Genomic DNA, 17458 nt, shown 5'->3' on the forward strand with positions numbered 1-17458 from the left:
AGAATGGCAAAAAATACCGACATTCATAAAGACGTATAACTAGAAGGAGGTGTATCATGTCACAAAAAACCGAACTGGCGACATTCGCCGGTGGATGTTTCTGGTGTATGCAGGGTCCTTTCGATGCCACAGAAGGTGTAATTTCGACCAGAGTCGGTTATACCGGCGGCACAAAAGAAAACCCTACCTATGAGGATGTAAGCAGCGGCAGAACAGGTCACGCTGAGGCTATAGAGATCGAGTTTGATCCGGAAAAGGTTTCTTACGAAGAACTGCTTGAAATCTTCTGGCGGAATATCGACCCTACAACAAAGAATCAGCAGTTTTCCGATAAAGGCACTCAATACCGTACAGCTATCTTTTATCATGATGAGAAACAGAAAGAACTGGCGGAAAAATCAAAAATGGAACTTGAAAAATCAGAAATGTTCGACAAGCCGATTGTCACAGAAATTGTGCCGGCTTCCAGGTTTTACCCTGCCGAGGAGTACCATCAGGAGTTTTATCAGAAAAACCCGCAGCATTATCAGGCCTACAAAACAGGATCCGGAAGATCGGCGTTCATTGAGAGAATGTGGAAACAGAAATTCGGGAGGAAACAATGAGTCTGAAGGAAAAACACTGCACTCCACTGGATAAGGACACCAGGGCTTTAGATCAGAATCAGGAGGAAGAGCTTCTCAGGGAGTTAAAGGGATGGGAGATTGACCGGGAAAAGACTCACAAACTCACAAAAACTATCAAAACGGAAACATTTATGGATGCTGTGAGGTTGATCAGGAAAATTGCAGAGATATCGGAGTCAGAACAACATCACCCTGATTTACATCTGTACTACAACAATCTTGTCGTGGATCTTTATTCGCACAAAGTCGGAGGCCTCACCATGAATGATTTTATAATGGCGGCAAAATTCGATGATCTTTGACCACTGATTAACCTGATTTCACTGATTGCTATACCACTCAAAATCGGCATCGGTATCGGCATCAGTATCGGTATCGATAGTAAGATACCAACCCCGAAAAAGAAACCGGACAAAAATGACAAAATACCCACCTTTTCCGGATTTTAAGCCTCTGGAGCTTAAAGACCGGGCTCTCATCGAGCCTTTTTTCCTGGATTATCAACCCGAAACATCAGAGATGTCCTTTACGAATCTTTTTTTATGGAGAAAGTATTACAATTTCAGATGGTCTGTGCTTGATAATTTTTTGCTTGTCACCGTGGATGAGAAAGGAAAAACTTTCGGCTATCAACCGGTAGGAAACGGCCCCAGACTGCGTATAGTCGAAGCATTCATCAACTGGCTCTCCTCTCTGGACAACAAATCCACCCCTTGCATTATCAGAGCAGACCAGCGTCTTATCGATGAACTCCGGGATAACGGCAGTTTTCAAATCGAACCCACAAGAGAGCATTTCGATTATGTTTACAGGACAGAAGATCTTTCCAGTCTTCAGGGACGAAAGTATCACTCTAAGAGAAACCATCTTAACCGTTTTTTAAGAGAATACTCATTTACCTGGGAACCATTTACCGAATCATTGATCCGCGACTGTCTTGATTTTTGCGACCGTTGGTGCAGGGATCACCACTGCTCCAGCACCCAGGCTCTCAGAGCGGAGTGGATCTCCACACGTGAAATCATCCTCAATTACAGGAGATTCCAGTTGATGGGAGCGGTTATCAGGATTAACGGAAGAGTGGAGGCCTTTACATTTGCAGAGATGCTCAACAGGGACACCGCAGTGATTCACATTGAAAAAGCCAGCAGTGAGTTTCATGGAATCTATGCAGCAATTAATCAGTTATTCTGCAGTAAAGAACTCTCCGGAACCCGGTTTGTTAACCGGGAACAGGATCTGGGTAATCCGGGCCTGCAAAAAGCAAAGAAATCATACTACCCGGTAACGATGGTGAAAAAATACAGAATAATGATGGCTTAATCCCTTGCAAGCAGCATCAGTGATTCAAGATGATGAGTGTTGGGGTAGAGGTCAAAGAGGGCACATCTTTTTATTCTGTACCCGCATTCCTTAACAAAAAAATGCACATCCCTGGCCTGTGTTGAAGGATTGCAGGATACATATAGAACTTCCTGTGCTTTGATACTCCGGACAGCCTCCCGGGCTTTTCTGGTCAGCCCCGGTCTGGGAGGATCGACAATGAGCAAATCAGGTTCTGAAGGAACAGCGTCTATTGCTTTTTCCACCTCTGAATGTACAACTTTAAAATTAGTAAAGCCATTGAGCCCGAAATTTCTCTCTGCTTCAAGTATATTCTCTCTCAACGATTCAACAAGTACAATCCTTTTAAAACCTTTTCCCATCATCACCGAAAAGAAACCAACACCTCCGTAGAGATCTACGAGATTTCCTCTGTCTGTGTCCTCTGAAGCTCCCCAGAGCCCCATCTGCCCAAGTAAATAGCGGTTACCCTGAAAAAAGCTGTTGCCATTCACTATAAAAACACTCTCTCCTGCCCGGATCTCAGTTTTATCGGATGTCAGGTTCTTGAGAGGCGGGACAGAGGCAACACCATTCTCCCCTGCAATGACCTTGAAATTGACAGTTTTTTCCGGATTCAACCGGACGGGAAGATCGCTTTCCAGCAGAGAATTCAGAGAATCAGAGAGCAGTGGACAATTCAGGATTTCCACTATCTCGTTTGTCTTTTTTTTGAAGAAACCTGAAGCACTGCGGCTTACCTTTATCTGGGCCCTGATACGGTATCCGGTCTGGGGAGAGGAAAAAACCTGCGGTTCGGGTATTTCAAGTTTCCCTATTCGTCTGAAACAGTCAATGAGGATCTCCTTTTTACAGAGCAACTGTTCCGAATATTCTATATGCAGCCAGTCACACCCTCCACACTCTCCCGCATACCTGCATGGCGGCTCCCGTCTTGCTGGAGATGCTTTGAGGATTTCTCTGGCAATGGCAATAGTCGAACCATTGACCCTGGACTCTGCCGATACCTCGACTTCCTCTCCGGGTAATGCACCGTGTACAAACACCACACCCGATCCGGTACGTGCAAGCCCATACCCACCGTAAACCATCTTTTCTATTGTTAATTTTGCAGACATAAATTCCAGGAGTCTGTATCTTTGGATTACGGGCAGGAAGTGATTTCAGTAATCCACCGGTTATAAATCATCTTCTGATATGATTTTATATCCTGCCGCATAGGTTTTGCCCAAAGCAGGAATCTGTTTTGTAATAGCAAGAGAATCCGGTTGTATTCCAACCCTGTGGTAATCATCACCGTTTATACGACGGAGTTGCAGATAAGTGATCTGCAGAGTAGGCCGGTGGTCCCTCCTCTGGAGAATTATCTGGCCAATTGCTTTACCGTAAGTCCTCTGTCCGACAAGCTTCGCAGGATAACAATCCTTCAAGGCTGCAGCCAGGATTTCCGATGCACTGGCAGTTCTATCATTTACAAGTACTGTAATATTCTTATTCTCCAGTTCCTTCCGGGCAGCTCTTTTGGTGACCCAAGGATGCCATTCAAGGGTTTCAGCTTTATGTGATCTCTTGTCATACTTGCGCTCCCTTGCCAGAATATATTCTTTACCCGCAGGAAGAAAGGCTTCAATGATAGAATCCATTTCCTCAATATCTCCGCCTGCATTATCGCTCAGATCTACAATGAGGTTTTTGTATTTTTCAACATCTTGAAGACAGGATAAAAACTGGTAATAAGTAATTCCGGTGGTAAAACTATCTATATCAATTAACCCGGTCGTATCATTTACAACCCTGAATGTGACTATAGATACCACATTATTATTATTCTTATTTGAAATAGAAGCTGAACGTCCGAAACGTGAGTAATTGTAATCTGTGTAGTTGTTCTCCCGAAGAGTATCATTGAGTGATTTGAGCATCTCTTCCGGAGAACTGTAGAGAAAAGGTTCCTCCGGAACTCTGTCCTGGTAGATGCTGTAGACCTTCAGATACTGCCATACGCTTTCAAATTCTATGAGATCGGGGAATTCAGGCTGGGCTGTATTTCCAATGCAGAAAAGAAGAAAGGGCAATGAAGCAGCTAAAGCTGATTGAAGAGCTGCCCTAAGCCTGTGATGCCTTTGCCGCATTTCTGATCGCCTCTATTTTTTCACGGTAATCCTGTGCACCGAAAATATAGCTTCCGGCAACAAACACATTGGCACCGTATCCGGCACAGATTGCTGCGGTACTGTCGTTAATCCCTCCATCAACCTGCAGATCCGTTGACAATCCCCTGGCAGAGATCGTTTCAAAAACGCTCTTTATCTTGCCTGTCATTTCCTGTATAAACTTCTGTCCGGCAAAACCGGCATAAACAGTCATGATAAGTACCTGGTCGATCTTATCGATCAAATCAATAAACAGATCGACAGGCTTGTCAGGGTTGACAGTCACACCTGCGCGAACCTTCTTTTTCCTGATCTCCTCTATTACAGATCCCAGATCGGTGCAGGTCTCAGCATGAACCGTAAGGATATCAGCTCCGGCATCACAGTAACTGGAGATGTATTTGTCAGGATTGGAGATCATAAGATGCACATCGAGAGGAATCGAGACGCATTTTTTAACCGCCTCCACAACAATAGGCCCGAAGGTCAGATTGGGCACAAAATGCCCGTCCATGATATCACAATGAATTCTGTCCGCTCCGGCATCCTGTACTGCTTTGACTTCACGTTCAAGACTGCGGAAATCTGCAGAGAGAATGGATGGCGCTATTTCGATTTTCCTGGATTTCACATTTAACTCCGCTGGTCAGGTTCTGGAATACTGGAGGAATTGAAGCTGAAAAGGGGTGGCGGTATCGCCACCCCGGAAGATCATGCGGAAGCAGCACCTTTGATAAGCTGCAATGCAATCTCATTACGCTGTATCTGGTTTGTACCTTCGTAAATCTGGGTAATCTTCGCATCACGCATGCGTTTCTCCATGGGGTATTCCCGCATGTAACCGTAACCACCCATTACCTGCACTGCATCCACTGTTACCTTCATCGCGACATCGGAGCAGAAAAGCTTTGACATGGCAGATTCTTTTGCGAAATGCTTCTCACCGGCATCGATAGTCTTCGCTGTTGCATAAAGCAGAGCTCTTGCAGCTTCCACCTGAGTAGCCATATCTGCAAGCATGTGCTGCACAGCCTGAAAAGAGGAGATCGACTGCCCGAACTGCACTCTCTGGCGTGAATAAGCAATCGCATCCTCAAGTGCACCGGCAGCGATTCCCAGAGCCTGTGATCCCACACCAGGACGGGAATAGTTCAGGGTGTTGATTGCAACAATGGAACCCATACCCTCTCTGCCCAGCAGATTCTCCTTTGGTATACGGCAGTCCTGGAATACCAGTTCAGTTGTACTCGATGCCCTGATACCCATTTTATCCTCATGCTTACCAAAAGTAAAACCGGGGGTACCTTTCTCAACAATAAAAGCACTGATACCACGTGCTCCCTTGGCAGGATTGGTTTTGGCCATCACCGTATACACAGAAGCGTTTTCACCGTTTGTGATCCACTGTTTTGTGCCATTTAACACATAGTGATCTCCATCGAGAACTGCTGTTGTTTTCATACCCAGAGCATCAGAACCTGCATTCGCTTCAGTGAGTCCAAAAGCGGCAATCGTCTTACCGGCTGCGATTCCAGGAAGATACTTCTGTTTCTGTTCTTCATTGCCAAAAAGCAGAATAGGAAAAGTTCCAAGAGCGGTTGCAGCCATAGCCAGTGAGATGCCACCGCAGACTTTGGAGAGTTCCTCTACAGCCAGGCACAGTTCAAAAACACCACCGCCGAATCCACCGTACTCCTGAGGAATGTAAAGGCCGCACATATCAGCATTTGCCAGAGCCTCCACAACATCCCAGGGGAAAATCCCCTCATGGTCGTACTTCTCGCGTACCGGAAGGATTTTCTTCTGCGCTATCTCACGCGCTGTTTCAACAATCATCTGTTGCTCTTCAGTCAGAAACCAGTTCATCTTTACCTGCTCCTTTGAGACGGGAAATTATCTCTTTTTTATTGTAGTTCATTATTGCGATCTGTGCAGCTTTCTGCTGAGCTATCTTTTTATTCGGACCAGTCCCTTCACCCATCGGCAATCCTGCAATATCGATCCTTACCCTGAACTCCTTTGCATGATCAGGTCCGGAAGCGGCGATTGTCTCATACCTTGGTATACCGAACCCGTCTTTCTGAGACAGTTCCAGAATGCGGCTCTTGAAGTTGATATTACGCTCATCTTTTAAAAATTCGGGAATCCTCCCGAAAAGATATTTCGCCAGAACCGCTTTCGCCTTCTCCAGCCCTCCATCCAGAAAAACCGCTCCCAGAACCGCCTCGAAAGCGTTTGAAAGAGTTGACAGCCGATTTCTGCCGCCGGATTTCTCCTCCGAAGGGCCGAAGATCAGGTATTTGCCAAGCTCCAGAGAAAGAGCAATTTCTCCCAGGATTTTCCGGCTGACAATAAGCGATTTGATTTTAGATAACTGTCCTTCGCTTTTTTCCGGGTAAGTCAGATACAGATATTCAGTAACAAGACAGTTCAGCACTGCATCCCCCAGAAACTCCAATCTCTCATTGGATTGCAGCCCCATTGTGTCTTCCGGACTGCTGGATGATTTATGTGTGAGCGCCTGCCTGAGTAAACCGATGGATTTGAACTGGTATCCAAGTGTATTCTGCAACCGCTCAATTGAACCCTCAGCCTTTACCTTGCAAGCTGATCCGAAAATCGATCTAATAAACTTAATTGCCGGCTTCAGGGGATTCATATTTGCCAAGCGCAAGACAGGCATTGTGCCCCCCAAAACCAAATGAATTGCTTAAAGCATACCTGATTTTCTTCTTTACAGCCACATTTGGAGTGTAGTTCAGGTCGCATTCCGGATCAGGATTTTCGTAATTGATGGTGGGCGGTATAGTTTCATTCTTGATAGCCAGTACGGAGGCAATAAATTCGATTGCACCGGAGGCACCCAGGAGATGTCCGGTCATAGACTTGGTCGAACTGATTGCCACAGAATCCGCCGCTTCACCGAAAACCTTTCTGATAGCATTGGATTCAAGCTTGTCATTCAGCGGAGTAGATGTACCGTGGGCATTGATATAATCGATCTGAGAAGGCTTCAGGTTTGCTGAACTCAGAGCCATCCTGATAGCAGTCTGAGCGCCCGCGCCCTCAGGAGCAGGAGCGGAGAGATGGTAAGCATCACCTGATGCTCCGTACCCATACATTTCAGCATAGATTTTCGCCTTGCGGGCAAGCGCATGCTCCAGACTCTCAAGAATAATTATTCCAGAACCCTCACCCATGACAAACCCATCACGCTTTACATCGAAGGGAGAGCTTGCTTTTGTGGGATTTTCATTGCGTGTGGAAAGAGCCTTCATGGAACAGAACCCGGCAAAAGCCAGTGGAGTGATCACAGCCTCTGTACCACCGGCCATTACAAGATCAACCAGCCCGCACTTGATCATCATGAAAGCGTCACCGATTGAATGAGCACCTGATGCACAGGCACTGACCACTGCGTAATTAGGTCCCTTGAAACCGGAGGAAATCGATACCATTCCGGCAGACATATCCGGAATCATCATCGGAATCAGAAACGGAGAAACCCTGTTTGGACCGCGCTGAACCAGTTTTGAGTGTTCAGTTTCCAGAGTGGAAAGACCGCCAATCCCGGAACCGATAATTGTGCCGCATCTTTCCATGTCAAGAGAACTCATGTCGAGTGCGGAATTATCGAGTGCTTTCTTAGCTGCAACAATGGCCAGAAGGATAGCACGATCAGTACGTTTCACCTCTTTTACATCCACATACTGACTGAAATCGATATCCTTTACCTCACCGGCAATCTTACATGGATATTCTGTTGTGTCAAACAAAGTGACCGGACCGATGCCGGACTTTCCAGAACACAAAGAACTCCAGAATGTATCAATCTCATTCCCTACCGGACTGGTCAGTCCGAGGCCGGTAACCACAACTCTTCTAGACATGAGCAAAAAAACCCCGCAAATTAGTGAAGTGTTCACTCTCGCTTACCGCATTCCGGTAAGCGAGTTTTTTCTTTAAGTTACACCTTGGTTGAGAGATATTCCATGGCATCTTTTACAGTCTTGAGCTTTTCCGCATCTTCATCAGGGATCTCTACGTCGAAAGCATCTTCAAAAGCCATTATCAGCTCAACCTGATCAAGCGAATCCGCACCGAGATCATCGACAAATGAAGCCTGCGGATTAACTTTATCTTCACTGACACCCAGCTTCTCAGCAATGATCTGCTTGACTTTTGTTTCCATTTCGCTCACGATAAACTCCTTTCAGAAAGAAAATGTTTTCTTATTAATTACTATAAAATGATTATTCCCCACTCTACATAACAAGTCCGCCATCAACGGTCAATACCTGTCCTGTAATATAATCGGCCAGAGAGGAACTGAGAAACAGAACCGCATTCGCTACATCCAGGGGTGTTCCCAGAGTCTGCATCGGTATCTGGCTTGTTAATTTCTCCTTGTCGGAATCTGAAAGCTTGTCTGTCATTGCAGTCCTGATAAACCCGGGTGCGACAGCATTGACATTTATGGAGCGGGATGCAAATTCTCTGGCCAGGGTTTTTGTAAGCCCGATAAGACCCGCCTTCGAGGCAGAATAATTGGCTTGTCCAGCATTTCCCATAAGACCCACAACCGAAGCGATATTGATGATTTTCCCTGTGCGCGCCTTCATCATCGGACGAGCAGCCTCTCTGCAGCAGAGAAAAGCACTTTTAAGATTTACACTCAAAACCAGATCCCAGTCCGCTTCTTTCATCCTGACAAGAAGACCATCTCTGGTGATTCCGGCATTATTCACAAGTATGTCGAGTTTGCCGAACTTCTCAAGAAAAGATGCAAACATCGCCTCGACATCTGAACTGCTGGAGACATCACCCTTTATAGCCAGCGATCTTCTGCCGGTACCTTCTATTTCGGATGCTGTTGACTGGGCAGTATCAAGATCGATATCACTGATTGCAACATCGCAGCCGGCTTTTGCCAGTCTCATTGCAATCTCTTTTCCTATACCACGCCCGCCACCTGTAACCAGAGCAGTTTTTGATGAAAGGTCAATCACGAATTCACTCCTTTTGCACACGATTTCAGGAATTTGTCAGCAGAGAATATATGTTTGTAGCAGTATCACTAGGAACAACATTCAGTTTTTCACTGCATTTTTTAGCTAAACCCTTCAGCACACTTCCCGGTCCTGCCTCTATACAAGTACCACAATCCAGACCAGCCAGAGTGTTCATGGAGTCAACCCATCGCACCGGAGAGATAAGCTGCATTGCAAGGAGTTCCTTGAGAACAGCCGGATCAGTTTCCGGTTTAGCAGAGACATTGGTGATTACCGGACAAACCGGATCGCGGAAAGCAAGGGCATTCAGTGTTGATGAAAACTCATCAGCCGCAGCCTGCATAAGAGGTGAATGGAAAGCACCGCTTACCGGAAGAAGAATGGCTCTTTTTGCACCGGCGGATTTAAGCTTCTCACATGCATCCTTGACAGCCTCAACCTCACCGGAGATAACTGTCTGGTCAGGAGAATTTTCATTTGCAGGTACCACGATTCCACTTGCCTCAGCCTTCAGTACCTCCCCGATCTTTTCCCGGCTCAACCCGATTATCGCAGCCATAGTACCAGGAGAGGTCTTTCCAGCCCGGGCCATCAACTCCCCCCTGAAAGCAACCGCTTTCAATCCGCTCTCAAATGTAAGAACTCCTGCAGCATAAAGAGCACTGTACTCACCAAGAGAATGCCCGGCACAATATGAAGGGAGAATATCTTTGGCCTTAAGCACATTGCATATTGCAGCCTCAACAGTAAAAAGAGCCGGCTGGGTATTTTGTGTGGCTGTCAACTCCTCCTGCGGTCCTGAGAAAATAATAGAGACAAGATCTCTGCCAAGAATCTGATTAGCGGAATCAAATACCTGACGTGCTTCAGGGAAAGCATCATAAAGGTCCTTGCCCATTCCTACTGCCTGTGATCCCTGTCCGGGAAATAAAAAAGACCATCTCATTGTATTCTCCATCTGTTAAATCAGAACCGGATCAATGCGCTGCCTACGGCAATTCCTCCGCCAAGAGCAGTAAAAAGCACTCTGGTTCCCTCTGATATGGCACCTTTATTCCAAACTTCTTCAAGAGCAAGAGGTATCGATGCAGAAGAGGTGTTTCCATATCGGTCAAGATTGGTAACCACCTTCTGCACAGGAAGCTTTAAACTCTCCGCAACAGACTGAATAATACGGACATTTGCCTGATGAGGAATAAAAAAGTCGATGTCATCCAGAGCAAGGCCTGCGTCATTGATAACCTTGTTTGAGGCTTCGGACATCAAACGGACAGCATGCTTGAAAACCTCGTTCCCCCTCATTTTCATGGTACGCTTCTCACCCCAGGCCGGAAGTTCCAATATGTCTCCCAGGTTACCGTCGCTGATAAGAAAGGTGGAAAGAATACCCCGCTTTTCATCATTACAGCCCTGAACAACTACCGCCCCTGCCCCATCCCCGAAAAGAATACAGGTGGAACGATCTGTCCAGTCAAGAGTCTTTGAGATCACCTCTGCGCCCACAACCAGAACATTACTTCCACGTCCGGAAAGAATCAGCCCATTTGCAATAGTGAGGGCGTATACAAAACCAGCACAGGCTGCGCTTACATCGAACGCATACGCATTTTTGCAGCCAAGCTTGGCCTGTATGGCACAGGCAGTAGAGGGAAAAAAATTGTCGGGAGTAAAAGTAGCGCAGATAATTCCATCGATGTCTTCAGGTTTAAGATTCGCTTTTTCCATAGCAGACCGGGCAGCTTTAGCACCCAGTTCGGAAGCTGCAATCGCCTGTTCAGGAGGAGCAATATGCCTCTGGCGGATTCCAGTCCGGGTTACAATCCATTCATCGGATGTGTCAAGGAACTTTTCGAATTCCCGGTTATCCATCACATTCTCAGGAACAAATGAGCCAACTGAAACAATCCTTGCGCGATTAAATTTTGCCACTTACAACACCTTTCGGTCGCCAGAGAAGACGGCATCATTTTTTGCTGTTCTTACAGCAGTAAGAACAGCATTAGCTATTGCGCGGGAAGAGGATCCGCCATGTGCTTTGAGCACTGTACCACCTATTCCCAGAAATGGTACTGCTCCGTAGTTTTCCGGATCCAGCACAGCCATCCGGCTCCTCATCTCATCATTGCGCCCAAGAACAGATTTAACAAGCTTATGGAAAGTCTCACAGGTTTTCAGAAGTACATTTCCTATAAAACCGTCACAAACCGCTACATCAGCAGTTCCAGACAAAACCCCATCACCTTCGATATAACCTATGTAGTCTTTTACTTCACTTCTGAGGATCTGATCAGCATTCCAAACAGCTCTTGTTCCTTTGTGCGATTCCTTACCGATATTGAGCAGTGCAACTGAAGGAGCCTTCTTGTTAAGATACCTGCTGACGTAGCTGTGCCCCATTTTTGCGAAAGAAACCAGATGCTCTGCCCTGCAGTTCAAATTTGCCCCAACATCTAAAAGGAGAACCGGCTTTTTCCGGGTCGTTGGAAGGAAAGCAGCCAAAGCAGGCCGCGACACTTCTTCAGACCGTCCCAAAATAAATAATGCCGCACCCATGAGAATAGCGGTATCTCCGGCACTGACTGAAGCATCAGCTTTCCCTTCTTTCTGCAGTGTGATACACCTGATAATAGAGGAATCCACACGCTGCCGCCACACCCTGGCCCTCTTGTCATGAGGAGAAATGGAGTCGGAGCAATGAACAATCTCAATTCCTGGATCATTAATACCAGCCTCATCCAGTGCATCTCTGATCCGGCTTCCATTTCCGCACAACAGCGCCTTGAAACGAATACCCCCATCCCTGAGCGCCTCCGAAAGACCGGCAATGATTACCTTCGGCCCAAAATCCCCACTTTCAACATCAATGGCCAGGCGAATATTTTCCATTGCTGCTATACCAGGAATTGCCTTACTTTTATTAATCTTCCGGCGGCCTGACTTCCATCCCGGCATAATAGCCACAATTTGGACAAACCCTGTGCGCAGTCTTGGGCTGCTTGCAGTGCGAACACAACACCGGCTTTGAGGGCTTTAAGGCCAGATGACTGCGCCGCCTGTCACGACGGGTTCTGGAGTGATGTTTTTTAGGAACAGCCATGTCTCCTCCTTATTTAAATATGCTGTATATACTATTTCTATTCTTTATTCTTCAAGCGTCTTAAAGCTTCCCATCTGGGATCAATCGCTTCCTGCTCTGATTCTTTACCGGTCTCCAGGTGAATCCCTTTACAGTCCTCTGAACACAACGGCTTGAGAGGCATGTTTGTCATTATCTCATCGTAAATCGATGAACTGATGTCCAGAAGATCAGTGCGGTTGTCAAAATAAAAATCAACCTCATCATCATCCAGAGAAGCACCAAACCTGCCCTGCTGTTCTCTCAATATCAGCCGAATATCACCATTGAGCGGCAGCTTAAAAACATTAAGACACCTTGAACATTCTACATCGAACACACCGCTGTACCACAGATGCATGAAAATCTGCGATCCCGAACGGTTGACTTCTGCATGACACCTGATTTTCTCGGCAAATCCAGGCAGATCGGATTTCACAGACTCCAGATCAGAATCTCGAGTAATTTTCGAATAGCCTTCCGGAATTGTCCGTAAATCGATTTTCATATCACTCCTTAATAAAAATCTAATACCACACGTAGTATTTCGGATATCCCCCGAAGGAATTACCGGATTTTTATTATGGTGCCTTAACCCGATTCCTGCAACCAGCACTTGAGGAAGAATGCGCGCGAGGTATTATTCTCCAGCTTGACTGCGGGATCCGGATATAAAGTTCTACAAAATAATTCCTCTCTGAGGTGTTTTCAAGATCAGAAAAGAAAATCGACCCCGACAATCAATTATATCACCGGCAGAGAAGCAACAGAAAAATACCAGTTAATTTCCCGATGAAGCGATCAAAGCGTTGGCCTTCTGAAATTTATCGTATGCAGCCCTGGCTTTCTGACGAAGGATCTTCTCCCGGAGATTCTCCTGCTCCGAATCTTCGGAATAGTAGTAGGAGCGATAATAGTAGGAAGCCTCAGCAAGTAATCCCATCGCCTCTTTTATAAGCGGAGTTGGTCCTGGAAAAAGCGAGTCACTGGCAGCAACCTTTTCAAAATCATTTTTCAATTGATCAGTGTTCTTTCTCGCCTCAACAGCCCTGCGGATTAGAGCATCCAGATCGATGCTTCTGTCCTGAAGATCAGCGCTGATCATAGAGGACGCATAGCCAGTTCCCATAGAAATGATAGAATTGATCCTGGTGATGTAATTTGTTCTTTCCTTGTTTGCCCTCAATGCCTCTTCCTGCGACTGGATCCGTTCTTCGGCTATCCGCTTCTCCGCCTCCAGCCTTTTGAACTCCTCCATTTTTTTGGCATCCAGGTCAGTGTTGACATACTTTACAATGCCCCAGACAGTTCCTGCCAGCATAACCGTAGCGATAAAATATGACAGACTAAGGCGTGTGGGACCATGAGCATTGATTGCGATCATGTATGCCAGTAATGTTATTCCACAAGCGACCGCCAGCAAAAGCACTTCTACTGTCATCTGCATTAAACTTCCTTTTTAGGAGAATAAAACTCAACTGAACAGAATATAATATAGAAATTATTGTTTGCTTTTAGCAATGTTTATGCAGGTGTTTGTTCTCTTAATCGGGGTCGGTATCAGTATCGGCATCGATTCCAATTCCAATACTGACCCAGAACGAACAAAAAATTCTTCTTAAACCAACAATACTGATCAGGAGCCGGGCACAAATTCCCGGCCCCCTGAATTCGTCAGAAGGGCAGGTCCTCCTCTACCATCGGAGCAGTTTCAGGCATTGCCTGATTCATATCAAAGGATGATGCGTTAGAAGATGAGGAATCCGTCTCAGGGCTTGGTCCGCTGCCGCTTCCACCCAGGAACTGAATCTGGGTAGCTACTATTTCAGTTTTGTATCTCTTATTACCGTCGCGATCATCCCAGGACCTGGTTGTGATTCTCCCTTCCACATATACACTGCGCCCTTTTTTCAGATACTGTCCAACCAGTTCCGCAAGTTTTCCCCAAGCCACAACAGTGTGCCACTCGGTACGGTCCTGGCGCTGGCCATTACGATCAGTAAATCTCTCGGAAGTTGCAAGCGAGAAAGTGGCAACAGGCTGTCCTCCTGCTGTTGAACGAACATCAGGATCTTTCCCCAGGTGCCCGATGAGAATGGCTTTGTTTACCCCAATCATAAGACCTCCTAAAATAATGATGGGTACGATAAATGTAGTACCTTAATATGATCTCAAGAAAGATAGAAATCAAGTAATAACCGCTGATTAAACTGATTAAATATCTTGTACAACAATTACCTGTTATAAGATGATTTAGCTGATCAAGAAAAATCATCAAACCAGATAATCAGATTTAATCAGGTTAATCAGTGGTTAGTGGTTTGATCAGTAAAAGCCATAAGGCCAAAGGAGATAATTCCTGCCCCGATAAGGGTAATTGTAATAGGAGCAGCAATATTGAACTGTTTTTTTCTCAGAACTTCCGGCTGCTTCAGCTTTCTCCAGAGTTTAAGCTGAAGAGTATTCTCCGGGGCAACACTGGCATCATAATGCCATCCCTTCTCAAGCGAGAACAAAATCTGAGATCTCTTTCCAGATAGCGACATCACAGATTCCATGTTTTTTATCTCAAAGTCCCCGACAATCGGATTTTTCAGACTGTCAAGCTTCTCTGATTTGATCTGAACGCCGTAAAAATCAATCACCATCTTCCCTGAGGAAGTATTGTAGTAAACCCAGTAATCACCAGGACAAGTATCAAAAGGAATAGAAAGGAAATGAGTTATGGTCCCATTCTGAATCTTCGGAGGACTGACCTGGGGATTTTTCCGCACTTCAACTGTCGGCACTTCTGAAGCCAGGATGAAAAACGGAAAAACAACCATTATCAAGCCTGCCATATTAATACAGCCCGATCTCATATATCAATCATTACTCCTGGTCCTTCTTGTTCCGGAAAACATTTCGCTTTACAGGCCCGAAGCCATGCAGCTTTACCCCGTCAACAGCGCCGAAGACCGGCACTTTCCTTATTATATATCTGTTCCTTCTTTTCTTCCATACCTAATTTATTATATGAAAATACATAGTTCCGATTTCAATTCCGCCCCCGATAAGTGCAGGATTTATAAAATGCTATATTTGCTTGCCAATATATCCATCAATAACCGAAATATCAGGAAAATGAACTGTCGCTTGCCGGTTTATTGTATTTTATTCAGATTTCAGCAACCGGCATGCAAATAGCCCCCGCAGGTCACGTTCCATGTCAGGCTCCTGAGTCCAGGTTTCCAGGTTCCCGAGGTAGAAATGAATTACAAATCAGAGATATCGGCTGCACTTGACATCGCTAAAAATGCAGGAGACTTACAGCTTCAATTCCAGCACAAGCTCAAAACCATAGAATTAAAGGAAGACCGCTCACCGGTCACAGAAATTGACAAACAATGTGAAGCAATGATCCGTGACCAGCTTCTGAAAATTTTTCCTCAGGACGGATTCCTTGGAGAGGAAACCGGCAATCACAATGGAACAAGCGGCAGAAGATGGATAGTTGACCCGCTCGACGGCACACGCCCTTTTATCAGGGGAATACCGACATTCAGCGTGCTTATCGCTCTTGAAGATGGCGGGATTCCATCTCTGGGAGTGATTTTCCTTCCGGCAATGTCTCTAACCTGCTGGGCATTCAGGAACGGAGGAGCCTTTCTCAACGATCAGAAGATTCACGTCTCCACAGTTGAGCGTTTGGAAAACTCGATGGGAAGTGCCCTTGGGTTTCTGGAAAAATCCGATTACCGGGCAGGCAAACAATTGCTCTCACTTCTCAGCAAATGTGATTACAATTACGGTTTCATGGATGCATTTTCCTATGTCTGTGCGGCAGCAGGAAAAATTGATTTTGCTGTCAACTTGCTGGATAAAGCATGGGACTGCGCTGCCGCAGCCTGCATTGTAACAGAGGCAGGAGGCAAATTCTCAGACATAAACGGAAACCATTCCGTGTATAACGGGTCTTTCGTAATCTCAAATGGCATTCTGCACAGCCAGGTACTGGATTTTTTCCGGGAACCGAAGGAAATACAGTGAATGTTTCACTTTTCATATCATCCGGATTCGCTAATGACATATTTTAAACCCGGCACGGATAATGCTACACAGAAACCACGCAAGGCAGAAGTACGAGTAAAATATTCACCGATTCATTTCGAATTATATACCTGTTCCTGTCAACTGTAACCCGAAGCGGAGGGCGTTTTGTCCAATACCAGACGATCTGAGCAAGCCGGAATTCTTCATTTCATCCGTGAGATGGGTTCCGCACTCATTATGGCGCTGATCGCCATAGTATATGTAATCCAGGCATTTAAAATTCCTACAGGTTCCATGGAAGACAGTCTGCTGGTTGGAGATTTCCTTCTGGGCCTCAAATTCATGTACGGCGCCCCTATCGTACCATTCTCCCAGGAGCTTGGGATAACCACCCGTTTCCCTGCAGTAACAGATCCCAAAACCGGTGATGTAATCATATTCAAATATCCTGGTACCGACAAGAAAGATTATATCAAAAGGTGTGTCGCCGGACCGGGGTCAATAATCGAAATCCACGGGAAGAAGCTTATTGTAGACGGCAAAGAGATTCAGATACCACCCAGGGGTAAGTATCTCAATGACGGTCAACTTGACAGCAGAATTACAAATTTCAGACCTCTGAGAATACCCGCCAAAGGCGACATCATAAAAGTCGCTGATCTGGATACAAGGGAGTTTCTGTTTCTCAAACATCTTATGCGTCAGGAAAACCCGCGTGCCAAAGTCAGAGCGGACTTTCAGCTTTACCTCGATGGAGAGTTCTCAAACAATCAGACAATCCGGATGATCGATCCTTTTACAAAACAGGAATTCCGCATCGCATTCAGCGATATAAAATTCGAGCATGATGACTGGACTGTACTCGAAGACCTGCTTTCTTATGTAAAACAATCATTTCCGGACAGGGAAGTTGATATTAGAAAGATGATCTATATCGGTGACAAACCTGTCGATGAATACAAGGTCAAGTATGACAACTACTTCATGATGGGTGATAACAGGGACAATTCTCTGGATTCACGCTACTGGGGATATCTGAACCGCAACTACATAAAGGCCAAAGCCTTCATTCTTTACTTTTCGCTCGATAAACATATCCCTGCCTGGCAGCTTCCTCTGAAGATCCGATGGGATCGCATAGGCAAGCTGATCAGATCCTGGGACGGGATTTAAGCA

General features: G+C 45.8%; 21 protein-coding genes. 5 read left to right on the forward strand and 16 right to left on the reverse strand.

Going from position 1 to position 17458, the window contains the following annotated elements:
- The first annotated feature begins 56 nt into the window (after nucleotides 1-56).
- From msrA to GX089_14960, 3 genes are all read left to right on the forward strand, one after another.
- Nucleotides 57-605: a peptide-methionine (S)-S-oxide reductase MsrA gene (msrA, locus tag GX089_14950; GenBank protein ID NLP03791.1), complete on the forward strand. Its 549-nt coding sequence runs from the start codon at nucleotides 57-59 to the stop codon at nucleotides 603-605.
- Nucleotides 602-928 (forward strand): 4a-hydroxytetrahydrobiopterin dehydratase, encoded by a 327-nt coding sequence (locus GX089_14955; protein NLP03792.1) that lies wholly within the window; start codon nucleotides 602-604, stop codon nucleotides 926-928. The genes msrA and GX089_14955 overlap by 4 nt, the downstream gene beginning before the upstream one ends.
- A gap of 115 nt (nucleotides 929-1043) precedes the next feature.
- Complete coding sequence (locus tag GX089_14960) at nucleotides 1044-1949, forward strand: DUF2156 domain-containing protein (protein ID NLP03793.1); 906 nt, start codon at nucleotides 1044-1046, stop codon at nucleotides 1947-1949.
- Here GX089_14960 and GX089_14965 read toward each other — a convergent pair.
- The 16 genes from GX089_14965 to GX089_15040 all read right to left on the reverse strand — a co-directional run bounded on the left by GX089_14965 (nucleotide 1946) and on the right by GX089_15040 (nucleotide 15111).
- Nucleotides 1946-3088, reverse strand: a complete 1143-nt coding sequence (locus tag GX089_14965) for a class I SAM-dependent RNA methyltransferase (protein ID NLP03794.1) — start codon at nucleotides 3086-3088, stop codon at nucleotides 1946-1948. The genes GX089_14960 and GX089_14965 overlap by 4 nt on opposite strands.
- 60 nt (nucleotides 3089-3148) lie before the next feature.
- A complete protein-coding gene (locus GX089_14970) occupies nucleotides 3149-4102 on the reverse strand; it encodes a hypothetical protein (protein NLP03795.1) in 954 nt (317 codons plus the stop codon).
- Nucleotides 4077-4739 (reverse strand): ribulose-phosphate 3-epimerase, encoded by a 663-nt coding sequence (rpe, locus tag GX089_14975; GenBank protein ID NLP03796.1) that lies wholly within the window; start codon nucleotides 4737-4739, stop codon nucleotides 4077-4079. Before rpe ends, GX089_14970 begins: the two co-directional genes overlap by 26 nt.
- 95 nt (nucleotides 4740-4834) lie before the next feature.
- Nucleotides 4835-5989 carry an acyl-CoA dehydrogenase gene (locus tag GX089_14980; protein ID NLP03797.1) on the reverse strand — a complete coding sequence of 385 codons (1155 nt, stop codon included), beginning with the start codon at nucleotides 5987-5989 and terminating at the stop codon, nucleotides 4835-4837.
- Nucleotides 5970-6806: a ribonuclease III gene (gene rnc / locus GX089_14985; protein NLP03798.1), complete on the reverse strand. Its 837-nt coding sequence runs from the start codon at nucleotides 6804-6806 to the stop codon at nucleotides 5970-5972. The genes GX089_14980 and rnc overlap by 20 nt, the downstream gene beginning before the upstream one ends.
- Nucleotides 6757-8013: a beta-ketoacyl-ACP synthase II gene (gene fabF / locus GX089_14990; GenBank protein NLP03799.1), complete on the reverse strand. Its 1257-nt coding sequence runs from the start codon at nucleotides 8011-8013 to the stop codon at nucleotides 6757-6759. Before fabF ends, rnc begins: the two co-directional genes overlap by 50 nt.
- A gap of 77 nt (nucleotides 8014-8090) precedes the next feature.
- Nucleotides 8091-8315: an acyl carrier protein gene (locus GX089_14995; GenBank protein ID NLP03800.1), complete on the reverse strand. Its 225-nt coding sequence runs from the start codon at nucleotides 8313-8315 to the stop codon at nucleotides 8091-8093.
- 73 nt (nucleotides 8316-8388) lie between these two features.
- Complete coding sequence (gene fabG, locus GX089_15000) at nucleotides 8389-9129, reverse strand: 3-oxoacyl-[acyl-carrier-protein] reductase (protein NLP03801.1); 741 nt, start codon at nucleotides 9127-9129, stop codon at nucleotides 8389-8391.
- Nucleotides 9130-9157: 28 nt separating this feature from the next.
- Entirely contained in the window at nucleotides 9158-10081 is a 924-nt protein-coding gene (fabD, locus tag GX089_15005; protein ID NLP03802.1) for an ACP S-malonyltransferase, read from the reverse strand.
- 20 nt (nucleotides 10082-10101) lie between these two features.
- Entirely contained in the window at nucleotides 10102-11004 is a 903-nt protein-coding gene (locus GX089_15010) for a ketoacyl-ACP synthase III (GenBank protein NLP03803.1), read from the reverse strand.
- A 60-nt stretch (nucleotides 11005-11064) separates the two neighbouring features.
- A complete protein-coding gene (gene plsX, locus GX089_15015) occupies nucleotides 11065-12021 on the reverse strand; it encodes a phosphate acyltransferase PlsX (GenBank protein NLP03804.1) in 957 nt (318 codons plus the stop codon).
- Nucleotides 12022-12052: 31 nt separating this feature from the next.
- The gene (gene rpmF / locus GX089_15020) at nucleotides 12053-12232 is read right to left on the reverse strand and encodes a 50S ribosomal protein L32 (protein NLP03805.1); all 180 of its coding nucleotides are present in this window, start codon (nucleotides 12230-12232) and stop codon (nucleotides 12053-12055) included.
- Nucleotides 12233-12269: 37 nt separating this feature from the next.
- The gene (locus GX089_15025; GenBank protein ID NLP03806.1) at nucleotides 12270-12758 is read right to left on the reverse strand and encodes a DUF177 domain-containing protein; all 489 of its coding nucleotides are present in this window, start codon (nucleotides 12756-12758) and stop codon (nucleotides 12270-12272) included.
- Nucleotides 12759-13031: 273 nt separating this feature from the next.
- On the reverse strand, nucleotides 13032-13697 hold the full coding sequence (locus tag GX089_15030; protein ID NLP03807.1) for a hypothetical protein: 666 nt from the start codon (nucleotides 13695-13697) through the stop codon (nucleotides 13032-13034).
- 227 nt (nucleotides 13698-13924) lie between these two features.
- Nucleotides 13925-14368 (reverse strand): single-stranded DNA-binding protein, encoded by a 444-nt coding sequence (locus GX089_15035; GenBank protein ID NLP03808.1) that lies wholly within the window; start codon nucleotides 14366-14368, stop codon nucleotides 13925-13927.
- A gap of 188 nt (nucleotides 14369-14556) precedes the next feature.
- Nucleotides 14557-15111: a hypothetical protein gene (locus GX089_15040; GenBank protein ID NLP03809.1), complete on the reverse strand. Its 555-nt coding sequence runs from the start codon at nucleotides 15109-15111 to the stop codon at nucleotides 14557-14559.
- Between the two features lie 388 nt (nucleotides 15112-15499).
- On the opposite strand from GX089_15040, the gene GX089_15045 reads away from it, so the two are divergent.
- Complete coding sequence (locus GX089_15045) at nucleotides 15500-16279, forward strand: inositol monophosphatase (protein ID NLP03810.1); 780 nt, start codon at nucleotides 15500-15502, stop codon at nucleotides 16277-16279.
- Nucleotides 16280-16447: 168 nt separating this feature from the next.
- Nucleotides 16448-17455 (forward strand): signal peptidase I, encoded by a 1008-nt coding sequence (gene lepB / locus GX089_15050; protein ID NLP03811.1) that lies wholly within the window; start codon nucleotides 16448-16450, stop codon nucleotides 17453-17455.
- The last annotated feature ends 3 nt before the right edge of the window (nucleotides 17456-17458 follow it).

The sequence above is a fragment of the Fibrobacter sp. genome, from assembly GCA_012523595.1.
In the GTDB taxonomy this organism is placed as follows: domain Bacteria; phylum Fibrobacterota; class Chitinivibrionia; order Chitinivibrionales; family Chitinispirillaceae; genus JAAYIG01.